This is a genomic window from Blastococcus saxobsidens (assembly GCF_010682065.1).
Taxonomy (GTDB): Bacteria; Actinomycetota; Actinomycetes; order Mycobacteriales; family Geodermatophilaceae; genus Blastococcus; species Blastococcus saxobsidens_B.
The window spans coordinates 76430-92805 of record NZ_JAAGWG010000024.1; the positions used below are offsets into that span (position 1 = coordinate 76430).

General features: G+C 73.5%; 16 protein-coding genes and 1 tRNA gene. 10 read left to right on the forward strand and 7 right to left on the reverse strand.

Annotated elements, in window-relative coordinates; translation table 11 throughout:
• Positions 1-137: 137 nt before the first annotated feature.
• The 3 genes from GCU60_RS15105 to GCU60_RS15115 all read right to left on the reverse strand — a co-directional run bounded on the left by GCU60_RS15105 (position 138) and on the right by GCU60_RS15115 (position 3094).
• Positions 138-956, reverse strand: coding sequence for an ABC transporter permease (locus tag GCU60_RS15105; protein ID WP_163206659.1), 819 nt, complete (start codon positions 954-956; stop codon positions 138-140).
• Positions 953-1879, reverse strand: coding sequence for an ABC transporter ATP-binding protein (locus tag GCU60_RS15110; protein WP_163206661.1), 927 nt, complete (start codon positions 1877-1879; stop codon positions 953-955). The genes GCU60_RS15105 and GCU60_RS15110 overlap by 4 nt, the downstream gene beginning before the upstream one ends.
• A 108-nt stretch (positions 1880-1987) precedes the next feature.
• Entirely contained in the window at positions 1988-3094 is a 1107-nt protein-coding gene (locus GCU60_RS15115) for an NAD(P)-binding domain-containing protein (RefSeq protein WP_163206663.1), read from the reverse strand.
• A 185-nt stretch (positions 3095-3279) separates the two neighbouring features.
• Here GCU60_RS15115 and GCU60_RS15120 point away from each other — a divergent pair, with 185 nt between their 5' ends.
• Together GCU60_RS15120 and GCU60_RS15125 are read left to right on the forward strand one after the other, a co-directional pair.
• On the forward strand, positions 3280-4590 hold the full coding sequence (locus tag GCU60_RS15120) for an ATP-grasp domain-containing protein (protein ID WP_163206665.1): 1311 nt from the start codon (positions 3280-3282) through the stop codon (positions 4588-4590).
• Between the two features lie 37 nt (positions 4591-4627).
• Positions 4628-5077 carry a DUF4396 domain-containing protein gene (locus GCU60_RS15125; protein ID WP_163206701.1) on the forward strand — a complete coding sequence of 150 codons (450 nt, stop codon included), beginning with the start codon at positions 4628-4630 and terminating at the stop codon, positions 5075-5077.
• A gap of 320 nt (positions 5078-5397) precedes the next feature.
• Here the strand turns inward: GCU60_RS15125 and GCU60_RS15130 are convergent.
• Positions 5398-5473, reverse strand: a tRNA-Lys gene (locus tag GCU60_RS15130).
• A gap of 168 nt (positions 5474-5641) precedes the next feature.
• Between GCU60_RS15130 and GCU60_RS15135 the strand changes: the two genes are divergently transcribed.
• Genes GCU60_RS15135 through GCU60_RS15150 form a run of 4 tightly spaced genes read left to right on the forward strand, consistent with a single transcriptional unit; the run spans position 5642 to position 8701 of the window.
• Complete coding sequence (locus tag GCU60_RS15135; RefSeq protein ID WP_345770622.1) at positions 5642-6826, forward strand: Ig-like domain-containing protein; 1185 nt, start codon at positions 5642-5644, stop codon at positions 6824-6826.
• A 51-nt stretch (positions 6827-6877) separates the two neighbouring features.
• Entirely contained in the window at positions 6878-7288 is a 411-nt protein-coding gene (locus tag GCU60_RS15140; protein WP_163206667.1) for a hypothetical protein, read from the forward strand.
• Positions 7289-7343: 55 nt separating this feature from the next.
• Positions 7344-8423, forward strand: a complete 1080-nt coding sequence (locus GCU60_RS15145) for a sialidase family protein (RefSeq protein WP_163206669.1) — start codon at positions 7344-7346, stop codon at positions 8421-8423.
• Entirely contained in the window at positions 8420-8701 is a 282-nt protein-coding gene (locus GCU60_RS15150) for a ubiquitin-like small modifier protein 1 (protein WP_163206671.1), read from the forward strand. The genes GCU60_RS15145 and GCU60_RS15150 overlap by 4 nt, the downstream gene beginning before the upstream one ends.
• Positions 8702-8708: 7 nt before the next feature.
• Here the strand turns inward: GCU60_RS15150 and GCU60_RS15155 are convergent, their stop codons facing one another.
• The 3 genes from GCU60_RS15155 to GCU60_RS15160 all read right to left on the reverse strand — a co-directional run bounded on the left by GCU60_RS15155 (position 8709) and on the right by GCU60_RS15160 (position 10895).
• Complete coding sequence (locus GCU60_RS15155; protein ID WP_163206673.1) at positions 8709-8951, reverse strand: hypothetical protein; 243 nt, start codon at positions 8949-8951, stop codon at positions 8709-8711.
• A 153-nt stretch (positions 8952-9104) separates the two neighbouring features.
• Positions 9105-9542: a hypothetical protein gene (locus GCU60_RS20455; protein WP_239521240.1), complete on the reverse strand. Its 438-nt coding sequence runs from the start codon at positions 9540-9542 to the stop codon at positions 9105-9107.
• A gap of 42 nt (positions 9543-9584) precedes the next feature.
• Positions 9585-10895 (reverse strand): AMP-dependent synthetase/ligase, encoded by a 1311-nt coding sequence (locus tag GCU60_RS15160; RefSeq protein ID WP_345770623.1) that lies wholly within the window; start codon positions 10893-10895, stop codon positions 9585-9587.
• Between the two features lie 124 nt (positions 10896-11019).
• On the opposite strand from GCU60_RS15160, the gene GCU60_RS15165 reads away from it, so the two are divergent.
• From GCU60_RS15165 to GCU60_RS15180, 4 genes are all read left to right on the forward strand, one after another.
• Positions 11020-12162 (forward strand): acyl-CoA dehydrogenase family protein, encoded by a 1143-nt coding sequence (locus GCU60_RS15165; protein ID WP_163206675.1) that lies wholly within the window; start codon positions 11020-11022, stop codon positions 12160-12162.
• 108 nt (positions 12163-12270) lie between these two features.
• Positions 12271-13485: an acetyl-CoA C-acetyltransferase gene (locus GCU60_RS15170; protein WP_163206677.1), complete on the forward strand. Its 1215-nt coding sequence runs from the start codon at positions 12271-12273 to the stop codon at positions 13483-13485.
• Positions 13486-13496: 11 nt separating this feature from the next.
• On the forward strand, positions 13497-15674 hold the full coding sequence (locus tag GCU60_RS15175) for a 3-hydroxyacyl-CoA dehydrogenase NAD-binding domain-containing protein (protein WP_163206679.1): 2178 nt from the start codon (positions 13497-13499) through the stop codon (positions 15672-15674).
• An 80-nt stretch (positions 15675-15754) separates the two neighbouring features.
• On the forward strand, positions 15755-16309 hold the full coding sequence (locus GCU60_RS15180) for a TetR family transcriptional regulator (RefSeq protein ID WP_163206682.1): 555 nt from the start codon (positions 15755-15757) through the stop codon (positions 16307-16309).
• Positions 16310-16376: the final 67 nt, after the last annotated feature.

The following is a 16376-nucleotide window of genomic DNA, read 5'->3' on the forward strand; positions in this document are numbered from 1 at the left end:
CCACTGTGCCCCGGCCGGAGCGGCCGGGGCGCAGTGGGGGACCGGGGTCCTTCCTCAGGCTCTGCCCACTGCCTGGCTCCGCGCCCCGGTCCGCTCCTCGCTCGCTGGCGCTCGCTGCGATGCTCCCGGGGCTGTCGTCAGGCGTCGCGGCGCCGGAACACGACGTAGCCGACCAGCAGGACCGCGGCGACCTCGGCGCAGAACACCCCGAAGCCCACCCAGGGGTCGAGCAGGTCGGGGTTGAACGACACCGGCGTCGCCACGACCCCGCCGGCGTTGCCGGGCATCAGCTTGGTGGCCCACTCGCCCCAGGCCCCGGGGAGCAGGACCACCATGTTGCCGATCACCAGGATCAGCGCGAGCACGATGGCCAGGGCGGCGGCGGTGTGCCGCACGAGCAGGCCGACGGCGGCGGCGAACAGCCCGATCCCGGCCATGTAGAGCCCGCTGCCGAGGAGCGAGCGGAGCACGCCCTCGTCGCCCAGGGCCAGACCGATGCCCTCCCGCTCGAGGAACCAGTTGCCGCCCAGGTAGCCGAGGACGGCGGTGACCGTGCCGACGACGAACAGCGTGCCGGTGAGCACCAGGGCCTTCGCCGCGAGCACCCGCCCGTGGTGCGGGGTCGCGGTGAGGGTGGCCCGGATCATCCCCGTGCCGTACTCGCTGGTGACCACCAGCGAGCCGAGCACGATCGCGGTGATCTGGGCGATGGTCATGCCCCAGGTGATGAACGAACCGGCCGCCTCGCCGGCGGAGCCGTCGGCCAGGTCGTCCGCGCTCGTCGCGCACACCAGGACGGTGAGCCCGGCGCCGAGCACCACCAGGGCGACGATCGACCAGACGGTGGAGCGCACCGACCAGAACTTGATCCACTCCGCGCGCAGGGTCTGCGCGAAGCCGGGCCGGCGCACCCCCGGCACGTTCCGGTGGGGGTCGAGGGTGACGGTGTCGGTCATCGGAGCGCTCCGGCGGGGGTCTGCTCGCGCGCGGAGTACTCCACGCTGGCGGCGGTGAGGGTCATGAACGCGTCCTCCAGGGAGGACCGGACCAGCGTCAGCTCGTGCAGCAGCAGGCCGTTGCGGCCGACGAGCTCGCCGACGGCGGCCGCGTCGAGCCCCTGCACGTGCAGCTCCTCGCCGTGCACCGCGACGTCCAGCCCCTGCGCCCGCAGGAGGTCGGCGACCTCTCCGCGCTGGGGGCTGGCAACCCGGACGTAGGAGGCGGCGTGGTCGGCGATGAACTGCGACATGGAGCAGTCGGCCAGGATCCGGCCCCGCCCGATGACCACCAGGTGGTCGGCGGTGAGTGCCATCTCGCTCATCAGGTGGCTGGAGAGGAACACGGTCCGGCCCTCGGTGGCCAGCTGCCGGGTGAGGGTGCGCACCCAGCGGATGCCCTCCGGGTCCAGGCCGTTGACGGGCTCGTCCAGGACGACGACCGGCGGGTCGCCCAGCAGCGCGACGGCGATGCCGAGGCGCTGGCCCATGCCGAGGGAGAAGCGGCCCACCCGCTGGCCGGCGACGTCGGTCAGGCCCACCATGTCGAGCACCTCGTCGACGCGACGGACGGGCAGCCCGTTGCTCGCGGCCATCCAGCGCAGGTGGTCGCGGGCGGAGCGGCCCGGATGCAGGGCGCGGGCCTCCAGGAGCGCCCCCACCTGCCGCAGCGGGGCGGGGAAGTCGGCGTAGCTGCGACCGTTCACGGTCACCGTGCCGGCGGTCGGGCGGTCCAGCCCGAGGAGCATCCGCATCGTCGTGGACTTGCCGGCGCCGTTGGGGCCGAGGAAGCCGGTCACCCGGCCGGGCTGCACGGTGAAGGAGATGCCGTCGACGGCGGTGCGGTCGCCGTACCTCTTGGTGAGCCCCCGCGCCTCGATCATCGCGGGGCTCCGGGGAGCGGTCGAGAAGTCATGGGCGAAGCCTGTCCGGCCGGCGATCCACCGACCATCGGGGAGCGCCCTGATCGGACCCTGAAAGATCCCTGGGTGTCAGGCGGTGCGCGGGAGAGCGCCGGGCCGCAGCTCCCGGCGCAGGGCTCGTGCGGCGGCCTGCCCGGCGCGGTTGGCGCCGATGGTGCTCGCCGAGGGTCCGTAGCCGACCAGGTGCAGGCGCGGTTCGCCGGCCACCTGGGTGCCTTCCATCCGGAAGCCCCGGCCGGGGTCGCGCAGCCGCAGCGGAGCGAGGTGGCCCACCGCGGCACGGAAGCCGGTGGCCCACAGGATGACGTCGGCCGGAATGGTGCGGGCCGGTTCGCCGTCGCCGCCGTCCCAGGCCACGCCGTCGGGCGTGATCCGGTCGAACATCGGCAGCCGCTGCAGCACGCCGCGGTCCAGGCCGTCACGGACGTACGGCGTCGAGGTGAGCAGACCGGTGACCCCGACGACGCTGCCGGGGCGGCGCCCCTCGCGCACCGCCTCCTCGACCTTGGCGACCACCTCGCGGCCCACGTCCTCGTCGAAGGGGCCGTCCCGCCACACCGGCGGGCGGCGGGTCACCCACGTCGTCGAGGCGACGCGGGAGATCTCCGCGAGCAGCTGCGTCGCCGACGCGCCACCACCGACCACGACGACGCGCTGCCCGCGGAACTCCTCGGCGGCGCGGTAGTCGACCGTGTGCAGCTGACGGCCGCGGAACAGCTCCTGGCCCGGGTAGCGCGGGACGAAGGGGCGGGTCCAGGTGCCGGTGGCGTTGACGACCGCGCGGGCCTGCCAGGCGCCGCGGTCGGTCTCGACCGTGAAGCCGCCGTGCTCGGTGCGCCGGACCGCGGTGACGCGGACCGGGCGGAGGACCGGCAGGTCGAAACGGCGCTCGTAGTCGGCGAAGTACGCGGGCACGGACTCGACGGCGGGTGCGCTGTCGTCCGCCGGCCGGAACGGCAGCCCGGGGAGGTCGTGCACCCGGTGGGTGGTGCCGAGGGTGAGCGAGGGCCACCTGTGCTGCCAGGCGCCCCCCGCGGCGGTCTCCCCGTCGAGGACCACGAAGCCGCTGCCCCGCTCGAAGCCCTGCCGGGCGAGCGCCCAGCCGGTGGCCAGGCCGGCCTGCCCGGCCCCGATCACCACGACGTCGACGTCGCGGGACGGGGGGGAGGAGGTCACGTCCGGATCAACCCCGGGTGCGCCCGTGCGCTTCCCGGGCCACCGCTCGGAGCCGGCGGTCGCCCGATCGGGCGGAAGCCGACGGTTCGTTCACGGAGGGCGACGAAGGGTCTTCCCTGTGAAACCAACCGACCGGTATGGTCCGGTCCCACTCAGGGAGCGGATGGGGGAGCACGCCCATGGCGATGGCGAGCACAGCCGGCGGGGACCAGGGCGAGGAGCCGGCCGGTGGGGAGCCGTGGTTCGTCGCCGTGGAGCTCCCGGTCCGCGCCCGGGCCGCGTGCCCGGAGCTGGGGGCCGGGGAGCGGCTCGACGCCCCTGGCGCCGCGCAGCTGGAGCGGGCCCGGTGGCGAGGGCTGCGCACCGCCGTCCTGACGCGTGACCGCGGGTCCTACGGCGAGGACGTGGACTGGGTGGCCGACCGGTGGATCGAGTGCGACACGCTGCACCCCGAGTCGATCGTGGCGGCGGTCGGCGAGCTGGACGGCCCGGTCGCCGCACTGACCAGCGCGGTGGACGACTTCGTCGGGCCGGCAGCGGTCGCCGCCCGGGCGCTGGGCCTCCGGGGCCCGACGCCGGGTTCGCCGGCGCTCGCCCACGACGAGGGCGTCCTGCGGGCCGCCCTGGCAGCCGCCGGCATCGCCCTCGCCCCCTGGGTCTCGGTCGCGGCCGACGACCCGGGCCTGGAATCGGCCGTCGGCTACCCCTGCGTCGTCGCGCCGGTCGACGCCGGCCGCACCCGCGACGTCGGCCTGGTCGCCGACGGCCGGGAGCTGCGGGCCCTGGCCGCCCGGCACGCGGCGCGGGCTGCGTACGGCCGCGGGGTCCGGCCGCGGCGCCGGCTCCTCGTCGAGCAGTACGTCGAGGGGCCGCGGTACTGCGCCGACGGCGTCGTCGCCGCGGGGGAGCCGGTGATCCTGGCGTGGTCGGACCAGCTGATGAGCCTGCCGCCCGACTTCACCGAGATGGCGCTCACGGCCACTCGGCAGCCGCCCGCCGGGAGCGCGACGGCGTTCGTCGAGGCGGTGCTGGCGGCCGCGGGGTACGACTTCGGCCCCTTCCACCTGGAGTTCGTGCTCGGGCCGACCGGTCCGTTGCTCACCGCGCTGCACCCGCGACCGGCCGGCGCCGGTGCGCAGCAGTGCGTGGACCTGGTGAGCGGGGTGGACACGGCGGACCTGGCCGTGGCGCTGCTGCTCGGCGAGGCGGCGCCGGATGCCTGCCCGGCCCCCGCCGCGGCGAGCACCCGCATGTGCGTGATGGCGCACGCGGCCGGCAGGGTGCGCGCGGTCGGCGGCCTCCGCGAGGTGGCCTCCATCCCCGGCCTGGTCGTGGCCGAGGTCTTCACCGACGTCGGGGGTGAGACGGGTGCGCCGACGGGCGAGGACCTCGGGCACGTGGTCACCGTCGGCTGCACGCCGGAGCAGGCGCGACGGCGGGCGGCGTACGCCCTCGACGGGATCCGCGTGGACGTGGAGGAGTTGCAGACGGTCTGACGGGAGCCGTTGCGTCCGGTACCCCTTAGGGGCATTACTGGCCGCGGAAGGAAGGGGCTCCCATGGACATGCACAGCACCACCTCGACGGCGGGCCCCCACGGGTCCGGCGGGCAGCACGACTCGGCCGCCCGGTCACCTGGGCGTCGGCGGCTCAGGCGACGCTGCACTGCCTCACCGGCTGCGCCATCGGCGAGATCCTCGGCATGGTCATCGGGACCTCGCTGGGGCTGCACGACCTCGCCACGGTGGCGCTGGGCGTGGCACTGGCGGCCGACACCCTCTCGATCACCGTGATGGAGACCGTCGACAACGCCGCCATGCTCGCGATCCCCGGCGCGATGGAGGCCGGCATCAGCAGCCCGGTCTTCTGGCTGTTGCTCGCCGGTGCGCTCGCGCTGGCCTTCGTGGTCACCCTGCCGATCAACCGCCGGCTGATGAGCCGGGGCAAGGGGCACGCGGTCGTGCACGCGCACGCGCACTCCTGAGGCGCGCGACCGGCCGGGGCCGGCCCCGCGGTCAGCGGCGCCGGCGGTCCCGGCGCTCGGCCGCCTTCGCGATCAGGCCGTACCTGACGACGATCAGCACGAGGACGAGGAGCCCCACCCCGACGGCGAGCAGCGCCTCCATCGGTCGTGACCTCCGTCGCCCAGGGCTCCGCTCGACCGCGAGGGGCTGCGGCGCGGTCCGGTGTGACCTTTCCGACGGACGGCGGAGCGCGCAAGCGCGCGGCCGTCCGGTCACCGGACCGGGTGTCGGGAACGACGAAGCGGCCCCGTCCCGGAGGAGGAGGCCGCTTCGTCGGATCTGGTGCGCCATCAGGGACTCGAACCCCGAACCCGCTGATTAAGAGTCAGCTGCTCTGCCAATTGAGCTAATGGCGCGGTGCCGTCCGGCCGGGCCGGGCAACGAGGGAGAACGATACCAGCGCCGGCGCGCTCGGCGCCGAGCACCCCGTGCGTGCTTCGCCACACGATGTCGTCCCGCCGTGGACACTGGAGAGGTTGCCGTGCCCAGGGGAGGGCGAGGCGGGGAAGAGGAGCTCGGTGCAGGTGCGACGGACAGCCGCGATGGTCGCCACGGGGGCGATGGTGCTCCTGGCGGGGTGCAGCGGGGACGATGCGACGCCGGCCGGTCGGGATGCGCCCGCCGCCGAGCCGGCGACGGTCGAGCTGGCCGTGGCCGACGGGTCGGTCGACGTCTCCCCGGTGGTCCCCCTCGAGGTCGACGTCGACGGCGGCGAGCTCACCGAGGTGACCGTCACCGACGGCACCGGAGCGCCCGTCCCGGGCGCGCTTGCCGACGCGGCCGGGGAGGCCGAGGACGCCGCCCAGGTCTGGAGTCCCGAGACGCCCCTGGCGTACGGCGCGAGCTACACGCTGACGGCGACCGCCACGAACGCCGACGACGAGGCGACGACGCAGACGTCGACGTTCACGACCGTTGACCCGGAGACGCTCACCACCCCCGGCATCGGCCCGCTCGACGGTCAGACCGTCGGGGTCGGCATGCCGATCCGCGTCTACTTCGAGGAGCCCGTGGCCGACAAGGCCGCCGTCGAGAGCCACCTGCAGGTCACCAGCACGACGCCCACCGACGGTGTGTGGAACTGGTTCAGCGACACGGAGGTGCACTTCCGCCCCTCGGAGTACTGGCCGGAGAACATCGAGGTGACCCTGGACGCCGACCTCTACGGCGTGGACTTCGGCGAGGGCGTGTGGGGGGAGAAGGACCGCACGGTCAGCTTCTCCATCGGTGAGCGGCACGTCTCGGTCGCCGACGCCAGCACGCACACCATGGAGGTCTACGACGGCGACCAGCTGGTGCAGACCTTCCCGATGAGCGCCGGTGGGCCGGAGTTCCCCAGCCGGAACGGGCCGCACGTGGTCACCGAGCTCAACCGCGACCGGATCATGGACTCCAGCACCTACGGCACCCCGGTCGACAGCCCCAACGGCTACCGCACCCCGGTGGAGTACGCCGTCCGGCTGTCCAACAACGGCGAGTTCGTGCACGCGGCGCCCTGGTCGGTGGCCCAGCAGGGCCGGGAGAACGTGTCCCACGGCTGCATCAACCTCTCCACCGACCGCGCCAAGTGGTTCTTCGACTTCTCCCAGCCCGGCGACGTCGTGGAGATCAAGGGCTCGATCGGGCCCACGCTGTCGGCCGCCGACGGCGACATCTACGACTGGGCGATCCCGTGGGAGGAGTGGAAGGCCGGCAGCGCCCTCTCCTGACCCGCCGCGCCCCGGCGTTTCCCGGCTCGTAACCCAGGGCAACCACGCGCCGTGGACACCTGGGTGATCGTGCTGATCGTCGTCGTCGTGCTGGTGCTGCTGGCACTCGCGGCGCTGGCGCTGATGAAGCGCTCCCGTGCGGGTCGTGCGCGCCGGGAGGCGCAGCACCGGGAGCAGGCGCGGGAGAACCTGCAGGAGGCCCAGATCCGGGCCGCGCGCGCGGACAAGGAGCAGGCCCTCGCCGAGGAGCAGGCCGCCCGGGCCCGCCGCGAGATGGCCGAGGTGCAGGAGCGCGCCGCAGTGGCCGAGCGGGAGGCCCGCGAGCGGGCCGCCCGCGCCGGTGAGGACCGGACGGCGGCCGAGCACCTCCGGGCGGAGGCCCAGCGCCTGGCCCCGGACCTGGATCCCGAGGGGCACCCCTCCCCGCACGGTCATCCCGAGGGCGGTGCCACCCGCCGCTGAGTTTCCGCACCCGCGCCGGTCCTACCCCCCGAGGACGTCGACTCGGAGGGGTGTCATGACCGATCTGCTGGCCATCGGGACGCGCAAGGGGCTGTGGCTGGCCCGCAGCGATGACGGGCGCCGCACCTGGGCGCTGGACGGGCCGCACCTGGTCGGTCAGGAGGTTGCCGCCGTCTCCATCGACACCCGGCGCCCGGCGCCGCGGGTGCTGGCCGGCGTCCAGTACGGGCACTGGGGCCCGACGGTCACCTGGTCCGACGACCTGGGCGGGACCTGGCACGAGACCGACTCCGGCGCGATCCGCTTCCCGGCGGACACCGGCGCCGCGCTGGGTCGGGTCTGGCAGCTGCGGCCCGACACCGCGGCCCGGCCGGACGTCGTCTGGGCCGGGTGCGAGCCGCACTCGCTGTGGCGCAGCACCGACGGTGGCTGCAGCTTCTCGCTCGTGCGCGGGCTGTGGGACCACCCGCACCGGCCCACCTGGGAGCCCGGCGCCGGCGGGGGCGCGGTGCACACCGTGCTCCCCGACCCGGACACCCGGCGGGTCACCGTGGCCATGAGCACCGGCGGGGTCTACGTCAGCGACGACGGCGCGACCGGGTGGCGACCGCACAACCGCGGGATCAGCGCGGTGTTCCTGCCGGAGCCGCCGGAGTACGGCCAGTGCGTGCACAAGGTCGCCGCCGACGCCGGCGATCCGCGCCGGATGTACGCGCAGAACCACTTCGGCGTCTTCCGGACCGACGACGGCGGCGCCTCGTGGATCTCGATCGCCGACGGGCTGCCGGCCGACTTCGGCTTCCCGATCGCCGCCTCGCCGTCCGTACCGGGGACGGCGTGGGTGGTGCCGCTGGTCGCCGACGTGCAGCGGATGCCACCGGACGGGCGGCTGCGCGTGCACCGCACCCGGGACGCCGGCGACACCTGGACCGAGGTCGGGGCCGGGCTGCCCGACGGTGTCTGGACGGCGGTGCTCCGCGACGCGTTCTGCACCGACGACGTCGACCCGGCGGGCCTCCACCTCGGCACCCGGGACGGCTGCGTCTACGCCAGCGCCGACGAGGGCGACAGCTTCGGCGTGGTCGCCGAGCACCTGCCCGACGTGCTGGTCGTGCGCGCCGCGCGGTTGCCATGAGCGTCCAGGTCCTGCTGCCGGGGGCGCTCGCCCCGCTGGCCGGCGGCGCCCGGCACCTGCATGTCGACCCCCGCGGCGGGACGCTGGCCGACGTCCTCGACGCCCTGGCGGCGGAGCACCCGATGCTCACGCGGCGGATCCGGGACGAGACCGGTCAGGTGCGGCGCTTCGTGAACGTCTACGTCGACGGCGACGACGTCCGCTTCGGGGGCGGGCTGGCGACCCCGGTGCGCAGCGGCGCGGAGGTGCACGTCCTGCCGTCGGTGGCCGGCGGCTGAGACGGGTTCAGAGGGAGGCGAGCTCCGCGCAGCTGGGGCACAGCTGCTCGCCGTCGTAGCCCTCGGGCGGCCAGGGCAGCTGCTCGTCGATGGAGACGTAGGCGCCGCACAGTGCCTTGCGGCTCTGCCCGTTGACCCGGCCGATCGTGGCGTGCGCGGGGCCGATCTGGCGGGGCTTGAGGCCCTCCGCGCCGAAGGAGCCGACCATCACGACCGCGTGTGCTGTGCCGTACGCGTAGACGCTGGTCATGCCACCAGAGTCCGAGGCGGTGCCGTCCGGGGCCAGCACCGCCGGGCGCGTGTCCGGCGCAGGCGTCACACCAGCCCCAGCCGTGTGCCCGTGGCGCGAGAAAGGACGCCTCCCGCGACGGGAGACGCCCTTCCTCGCCTGCTCGTGCGGCCGTCAGTCGGCGTAGATCTTCTCCACCTCGCCGGCGAACTCCTTCATCAGCACCGACCGCTTCATCTTCAGCGACGGCGTCAGCTGGCCTCCCTCGACGGTCCACTCCACCGGCAGGATGGCGAAGGAGCGGATCGACTCGGCCTTGGAGACCTGCGCGTTGGCCGCGTCGACCCCGGCCTGGATCTCGGCGCGGATGTCCGGGTCGTCGACCAGGTCGGCGATCGGGGTGCCGGCCGGGCGGCCCTTGCTCTCCAGCCACGCCGGGAGGGCCTCCACGTCGAGGGTGACCAGGCAGCCCACGTACGGGCGCGAGTCGCCGACGACCATGCACTGGCTGACCAGCGGGTGGGCGCGCAGCCGGTCCTCGAGCACGATCGGGGCGACGTTCTTCCCGCCGGAGGTGACGATGAGCTCCTTGATCCGCCCGGTGATCGTCACGTAGCCCTCGTCGTCGATCGTGCCGACGTCGCCGGTGGCGAATCAGCCGTCGCGCATGACCTCGGCGGTGGCGTCGGGGTTCTTCCAGTAGCCGCGGAACACCTGCGGGCCCCTGACCTGGATCTCGCCGAGGTCGGCGATCCGGACGGCGGAGTCGGGGGCGGGACGGCCGACGGTGCCGATCTTCAGGCTGTCCGGGCCGCTGACCGTCGCCGGGCCGGTCGTCTCGGTGAGGCCGTAGCCCTCGAGGATGGTGACACCGATGCCGCGGAAGAAGTGGCCGAGCCGTTCACCCAGCGCCGCGCCGCCCGACAGCGCGGTCGAGACGTTGCCGCCCATGGCCGCCCGCAGCTTGCCGTAGACCAGCTTGTCGAACAGCGCGTGCTGCAGGTTGAGGCCGAGGCCCGGGCCGCCGGTGTCCTGCGCGCGGGACCAGGCGACGGCCACCCGCTCGGCCCGGTCGAAGATCGCGCCCTTGCCGCCGGCGTGCGCCTTCTGCCGCGCGCCGTTGTAGACCTTCTCGAACACCCGGGGCACGGCCACCAGCGACGTCGGCTGGAAGGTGCCCAGGTCGCCGAGCAGCTCGGCGAGGTCGCCGGTGTGCCCGAGGCGGACGCCGGCCTGCACGCAGGCCACCTCGATGATCCTGGCGAACACGTGGGCGAGGGGGAGGAAGAGCAGGTTGCTGCCGTCGGCGGAGCGCATGTCGGGCAGCAGCTGCTGTGCCAGCTCGGCGACGTAGAGGAAGTTGCCGTGCGTGAGCTCGCAGCCCTTGGGGCGTCCGGTGGTGCCGGAGGTGTAGATGACCGTCGCCAGGCTGTCGGCGGACAGGCCCGCCCGGCGGGTGGTCAGCTCGTCGGCGGGCACGTCCGCACCACGGGCGGCGAGGGCGTCCAGGCCGCCGGACTCGATCTGCCAGACGTCGCGCAGGTCCGGCACGCGGTCGCGCACCGACTCCACCAGCGCCTGGTGGGCGGCGGTCTCGACGACCACGGCGACGGCGCCGGAGTCGGACAGGATCCACTGCGCCTGCTCGGCCGAGGAGGTCTCGTAGATGGGGACGGCCACGCCGCCCGCGGTCCAGATCGCGTAGTCGGCGAGGGTCCACTCGTAGCGGGTCTTGCTCAGGATGCCGACCCGGTCGCCGACCTGGACGCCGGAGGCGACCATGCCCCGGGCCAGTGCCTCGACCTGCTCGGCGAACTGCCGGCTGGTCACCGACTGCCAGCTGCCGCCGATCTTCCGGCTGAAGCGAACCGTGTCCGGGCTGGTCCGGGCGTGCTCGGTGACCGCATCCGGGAGCGCCGCGGTCGGCGGGATCTGGAACGTGGCGGGGCTGGAGTACTCCTGCACGGGCGGGCTCCTCGACGTGGCACGACGATGTGACGTTCGCCGCAAACTAACAGAACGAGCGGTCTGTATGTTCGGATCTGCGCACCGTCATCCGACCGAACGATCAAGCTCCCGGAGGGGCCCCATGCAGTCCGCTCTCTACGAGGCCGACCACGAGGCGTTCCGCGCGATGCTGCGCGACTTCCTCGCCAAGGAGGTCGTCCCGCACCACGCCGCGTGGGAGGAGGCCGGCGTCGTCGACCGGTCGGTCTGGCTCAAGGCCGGGGAGCAGGGCCTGCTGGGCATGGACGTGCCGGAGGAGTACGGCGGCGGGGGGATCAAGGACTTCCGCTACAACGCGATCCTCTCCGCCGAGGTCAGCCGGGTGGGCGCCAGCGGTCTGGGCTTCACCCTGCAGAACGACGTCGTCGCCCCCTACCTGACCGCGCTGACCACCGAGGAGCAGAAGCGGCGCTGGCTGCCCGGCGTCGTCAGCGGCGAGATCATCACCGCGATCGCCATGACCGAGCCCGGCGCGGGCTCCGACCTCCAGGGCCTGCGGACGACGGCCCGGCGCGACGGCGACGACTGGGTGCTCACCGGCAGCAAGACGTTCATCACCAACGGCATCAACGCCGACCTGGTCATCGTCGTGGCCCGCACCGACCCCGATGCCGGTGCCCGGGGCTTCTCCCTGCTCGTCGTGGAGCGCGGCATGGCCGGCTTCGAGCGCGGCCGGAACCTGGACAAGGTCGGGCTCAAGGCTCAGGACACCGCCGAGCTGTTCTTCGAGGACGTGCGGGTGCCGGCGGCCAACCTGCTCGGCACCGAGGGGCACGGCTTCTTCCACCTCATGGAGAACCTGCCGCAGGAGCGCCTCTCCATCGCCGCGGGGGCCGTCTCCTCCGCCCGCATCGTGCTCGACCTGACGGTCGAGTACTGCAAGGAGCGCACCGCGTTCGGCAAGCCGATCGGGAAGTTCCAGAACACCCGGTTCGAGCTGGCCGAGATGCACACCGAGGTCTCGATCGCCGAGACCTACCTGGAGAAGGCGATCGTCGAGCACAACGCCGGCCGGTTCACCGCCGAGGACGCCGCGATGGCGAAGTGGTGGACGACGGAGCTGCAGAAGCGCGTCATCGACCGCTGCCTCCAGCTGCACGGCGGCTACGGCTACATGCTCGAGTACCCGGTCGCCAAGGCCTTCATCGACTCCCGCATCCAGACGATCTACGGCGGCACGACCGAGATCATGAAGGAGATCGTCGGCCGCTCGCTCGGCGTCTGACCACCCCGACCCCTGCTTTCCCGCGGAAAAGCACCGTCGCTTTTCCGCGGAAACGCACGCTGCTCTGCGACCACACGAGAGGACCCGCATGACCACCGAGGCACGAGCATGAGCGCAGAGGCGTTCATCTACGACGCCGTGCGCACCCCGCGCGGCAAGGGCAAGAAGACCGGTGCGATGCACTCGGTCAAGCCGATCAGCCTGACCACCGGGCTCATCGACGCAGTCCGGCAGCGCAACCCGCAGCTGGATCCGGCGCTGGTCGACGACGTCGTGCTCGGCGTCGTCTCCCCGGTGGGGGAGCAGGGCGCCGTCATCGCGCGCACCGCGGCGCTGGCCGCCGGGCTGCCCGACACGGTGGCCGGCGTGCAGATCAACCGGTTCTGCGCCTCGGGCCTGGAGGCGGTCAACCTCGCCGCGCAGAAGGTGCGCTCCGGCTTCGAGGACCTGGTGCTCGCCGGTGGCGTCGAGTCGATGTCGCGCGTGCCCATGGGGTCCGACGGCGGTGCGTGGCCGATGGACCCCGAGACCGCGGCGGCCACCGGCTTCGTGCCCCAGGGCATCGGCGCCGACCTGATCGCCACCCTGGCCGGGTGGTCGCGCGAGGACGTCGACGCCTACGCCGCCGAGTCGCACGCCCGCGCCGCCAAGGCCTGGTCCAACGGCTACTTCGACCGCTCGGTCGTCCCCGTCGTCGACCGGAACGGCACCGTGGTCGCCGAGACCGACGAGCTGGTGCGCCCCGGCACCACCGTCGAGTCGCTGGCCGCGCTGCCCTCGGCGTTCGCCGGCATCGGTGACATGGGCGGCTTCGACGCCGTCGCGCTGAACACCTACCACTGGGTCGAGCGGATCGACCACGTGCACACCGCCGGCAACTCCTCGGGCATCGTCGACGGCGCCTCGCTCGTGGTCATCGGCAGCGAGGAGGCGGGACGGCGCAACGGGCTGACCCCGCGGGCCCGCATCGTGAGCACCGCGGTCTCCGGCGCCGACCCGATCATCATGCTGACCGGCCCCGCGCCGGCCACGCACAAGGCGCTGGCCAAGGCCGGGCTCACCGTCGACGACATCGACCTGGTGGAGATGAACGAGGCGTTCGCCGCCGTCGTGCTCCGCTTCATGGCCGACACCGGCTTCGACCACGACCAGGTCAACGTCAACGGCGGGGCCATCTCCATGGGGCACCCGCTGGGCGCCACCGGCGCGATGATCCTGGGCTCGCTCGTCGACGAGCTCGAGCGTCGCGACCTGCACCGCGGCCTGGCCACCCTGTGCGTCGGCGGCGGCATGGGCATCGCCACCGTCGTCGAGCGAGTCTGAGGAGCGTCCCCATGAGTGAGAGCACCATCCGCTGGGAGTCCGACGCCGACGGCGTCGTCGTCCTCACCCTCGACGACCCGTCGTCGTCGGCCAACACCATGAACGACGCCTACGTGCGCTCGATGGCCGAGACGATCGACCGGCTCGAGGCCGAGAAGGACTCGGTCCGCGGCGTCGTCGTCACCAGTGCGAAGAAGACCTTCTTCGCCGGCGGCAACCTCGGCAGCCTGATCCAGGCCGGCCCCGGGACCAAGGACGCCGTGCTCGCCCAGGTCACCCTGGTGAAGAGCCAGCTGCGCCGGCTGGAGACCCTCGGGATCCCGGTCGCCGCGGCGATCAACGGCGCAGCGCTCGGCGGTGGCCTGGAGATCGCCCTGGCCTGCCACCACCGCGTCGTCCTCGACGACTCGAAGGTCAAGCTCGGCCTGCCCGAGGTGACGCTGGGCCTGCTGCCCGGTGGTGGCGGCGTCGTCCGCACAGTCCGGCTGCTCGGCCTGACGACGGCGCTGCTCGAGCTGCTCCTGCAGGGCCAGCAGCTGCGGCCGGAGAAGGCGCTGAAGCTGGGCCTCGTGCACGAGCTCGCCGCCGACCCCGACGAGCTGGTCGCCAAGGCCCGCGCCTGGGTGCTGGCCAACCCCGACGCCGCGCAGCCGTGGGACACCAAGGGCTACAAGGTGCCCGGCGGCACGCCGTCCACCCCGTCGCTCGCGGCGACCCTGCCGGCCTTCCCGGCCAACCTGACCAAGCAGCTCAAGGGCGCCCCTTACCCGGCGCCCTACGCGATCCTCTCCGCCGCGGTGGAGAGCCTGCAGGTCGACATCGACACCGCGTTCACCGTCGAGGGCCGGTACTTCGTCGACCTGGTCGTGGGCCAGATCTCGACCAACATGATCCAGGCGCTGTGGTTCGACCTGAACGCCATCAACGGCGGGGCCTCGCGTCCCGCCGGCCCCGAGAAGTACGCGGCGAGCAAGGTGGGCGTGCTCGGCGCCGGGATGATGGGCGCGGGCATCGCGCACGCCTTCGCCAAGGTCGGTGTCGACGTCGTGCTCAAGGACGTGAGCACCGAGGCGGCGCAGAAGGGCAAGGCACACGTCGAGGGCCTGGTGGGCAAGCAGGTGTCCCGCGGCCGGATGACGCAGGAGTCGGCCGACGCCTTCCTGGCCCGGATCACCCCGACCGGCGACGCCGCCGACCTCGCCGGCTGCGACGTGATCGTGGAGGCCGTGTTCGAGGACACCTCGCTCAAGCACCGCGTGCTCAGCGAGGCCGAGGCCCACGCGGTGCCGGACGCCCTGCTGGCGTCCAACACCTCGACGCTGCCGATCACCGGGCTGGCCGAGGGCGTCTCGCGACCGGCCGACGTCGTGGGCATGCACTTCTTCTCGCCGGTGGACAAGATGCCGCTGGTCGAGTTGATCGTGGGGGAGCAGACGTCCGACACCGCGCTCGCCCGCGCCTACGACGTCGTCCGGCAGATCGGCAAGACGCCGATCGTGGTGCAGGACAGCCGCGGCTTCTTCACCAGCCGGGTGTTCGGGACGCTCGTCCTCGAGGGGGCCGCGCTGCTGGCCGAGGGGCTGGCGCCGATGAGCATCGAGCGGGCCGCGCTGCAGGCCGGCTTCCCCGCCGGGCCGCTCACCCTGCTCGACGAGGTGACGCTGACCCTGCCGCTGAAGATCCGCGACGAGGCGGCGAAGGCCGGCGCCACCGACGACCACCCGGGCATCGGCGTGCTGCGAACGCTGGTCGAGCAGGGCCGCACCGGCAAGTCCGCCGGGAAGGGCTTCTTCGACTGGCAGCCGGAGAAGCGGGTGTGGAGCGGGCTGACCGAGCTCTTCCCGACTCGTGACACCGGGGACGGCGCCGCCGTGCCGTTCGCCGACGCGCAGGAACGCCTGCTGTTCGTGATGGCGGTGGAGACGGCGCGCTGCGTGGAGGAGAAGGTGCTCAACTCGGTCGAGGACGCCAACATCGGCTCGATCATGGGCATCGGCTTCCCGCCCCTCTACGGCGGCGTCCTGCAGTACGTCGACCAGTACGAGGGCGGCGTCGCGGGCTTCGTGGCGCGAGCCGACCAGCTGGCCGACGCCTACGGCGAGCGGTTCCGCCCGCCGGCGATCCTGCTGGAGCGGGCCGTGCCCGCCGGCAGCCTGCGCGCCTCACTGGCCGGTCGGGCGTCGAGCTGACCGAGGTCCGGGAACGCGAGTCCCGCCCGCCGCTGCGCCGAACCCAGGCGGAGCGGCGGGCGGCGACCCGCGACGCGCTGGTGCGCGCCACGGTCGAGTCGCTGGTCGAGCTCGGCCACGCGCACACCACCACCCAGGAGGTGCAGCGGCGGGCCGGGGTCTCCCGCGGCGCCCTCACCCACCACTTCACGTCGAAGGCCGAGCTGCTGCTCGCCGCGGTGGACCACCTGTACGAGGAGTTCAGCGCCAGCGTGCGGCAGGCGGCGGCCGACCTGCCCGCCGAGTCCGGGGCGCGCATCCGGCTCGGGGTCGAGCTGGTGTGGGAGAGGTTCCACGGGCCGCTGTTCGTGGCGGCCATGGAGCTGTGGGGTGCCGCGCGCCGGGACGAGGAGCTGCGTGCGGCGCTGCTGCCGCACGAGCGCCGGCTGGGTGTGCAGCTCCGGGGGCTGGCGATGGAGGTCTTCGGCGAGCGGGTGGCCCTGCACCCGAGCGCCGAGGCGGTCTACCAGGTGCTGCTCACCTCGATGCGGGGTCAGGCGCTCACCTACGCGCTCCAGCCCGACGCCCCGCGCACCGGCGCGCACGTGCAGCACTGGATGACCATCGTCGAGGCCTTCACCCGCGCCGCCGACTGACAGTGAGGATGTAGGCGAGCCCCGCAGCGGTCGTTCCTGACTCAGCGACTGACTGACCTCGGGTCTT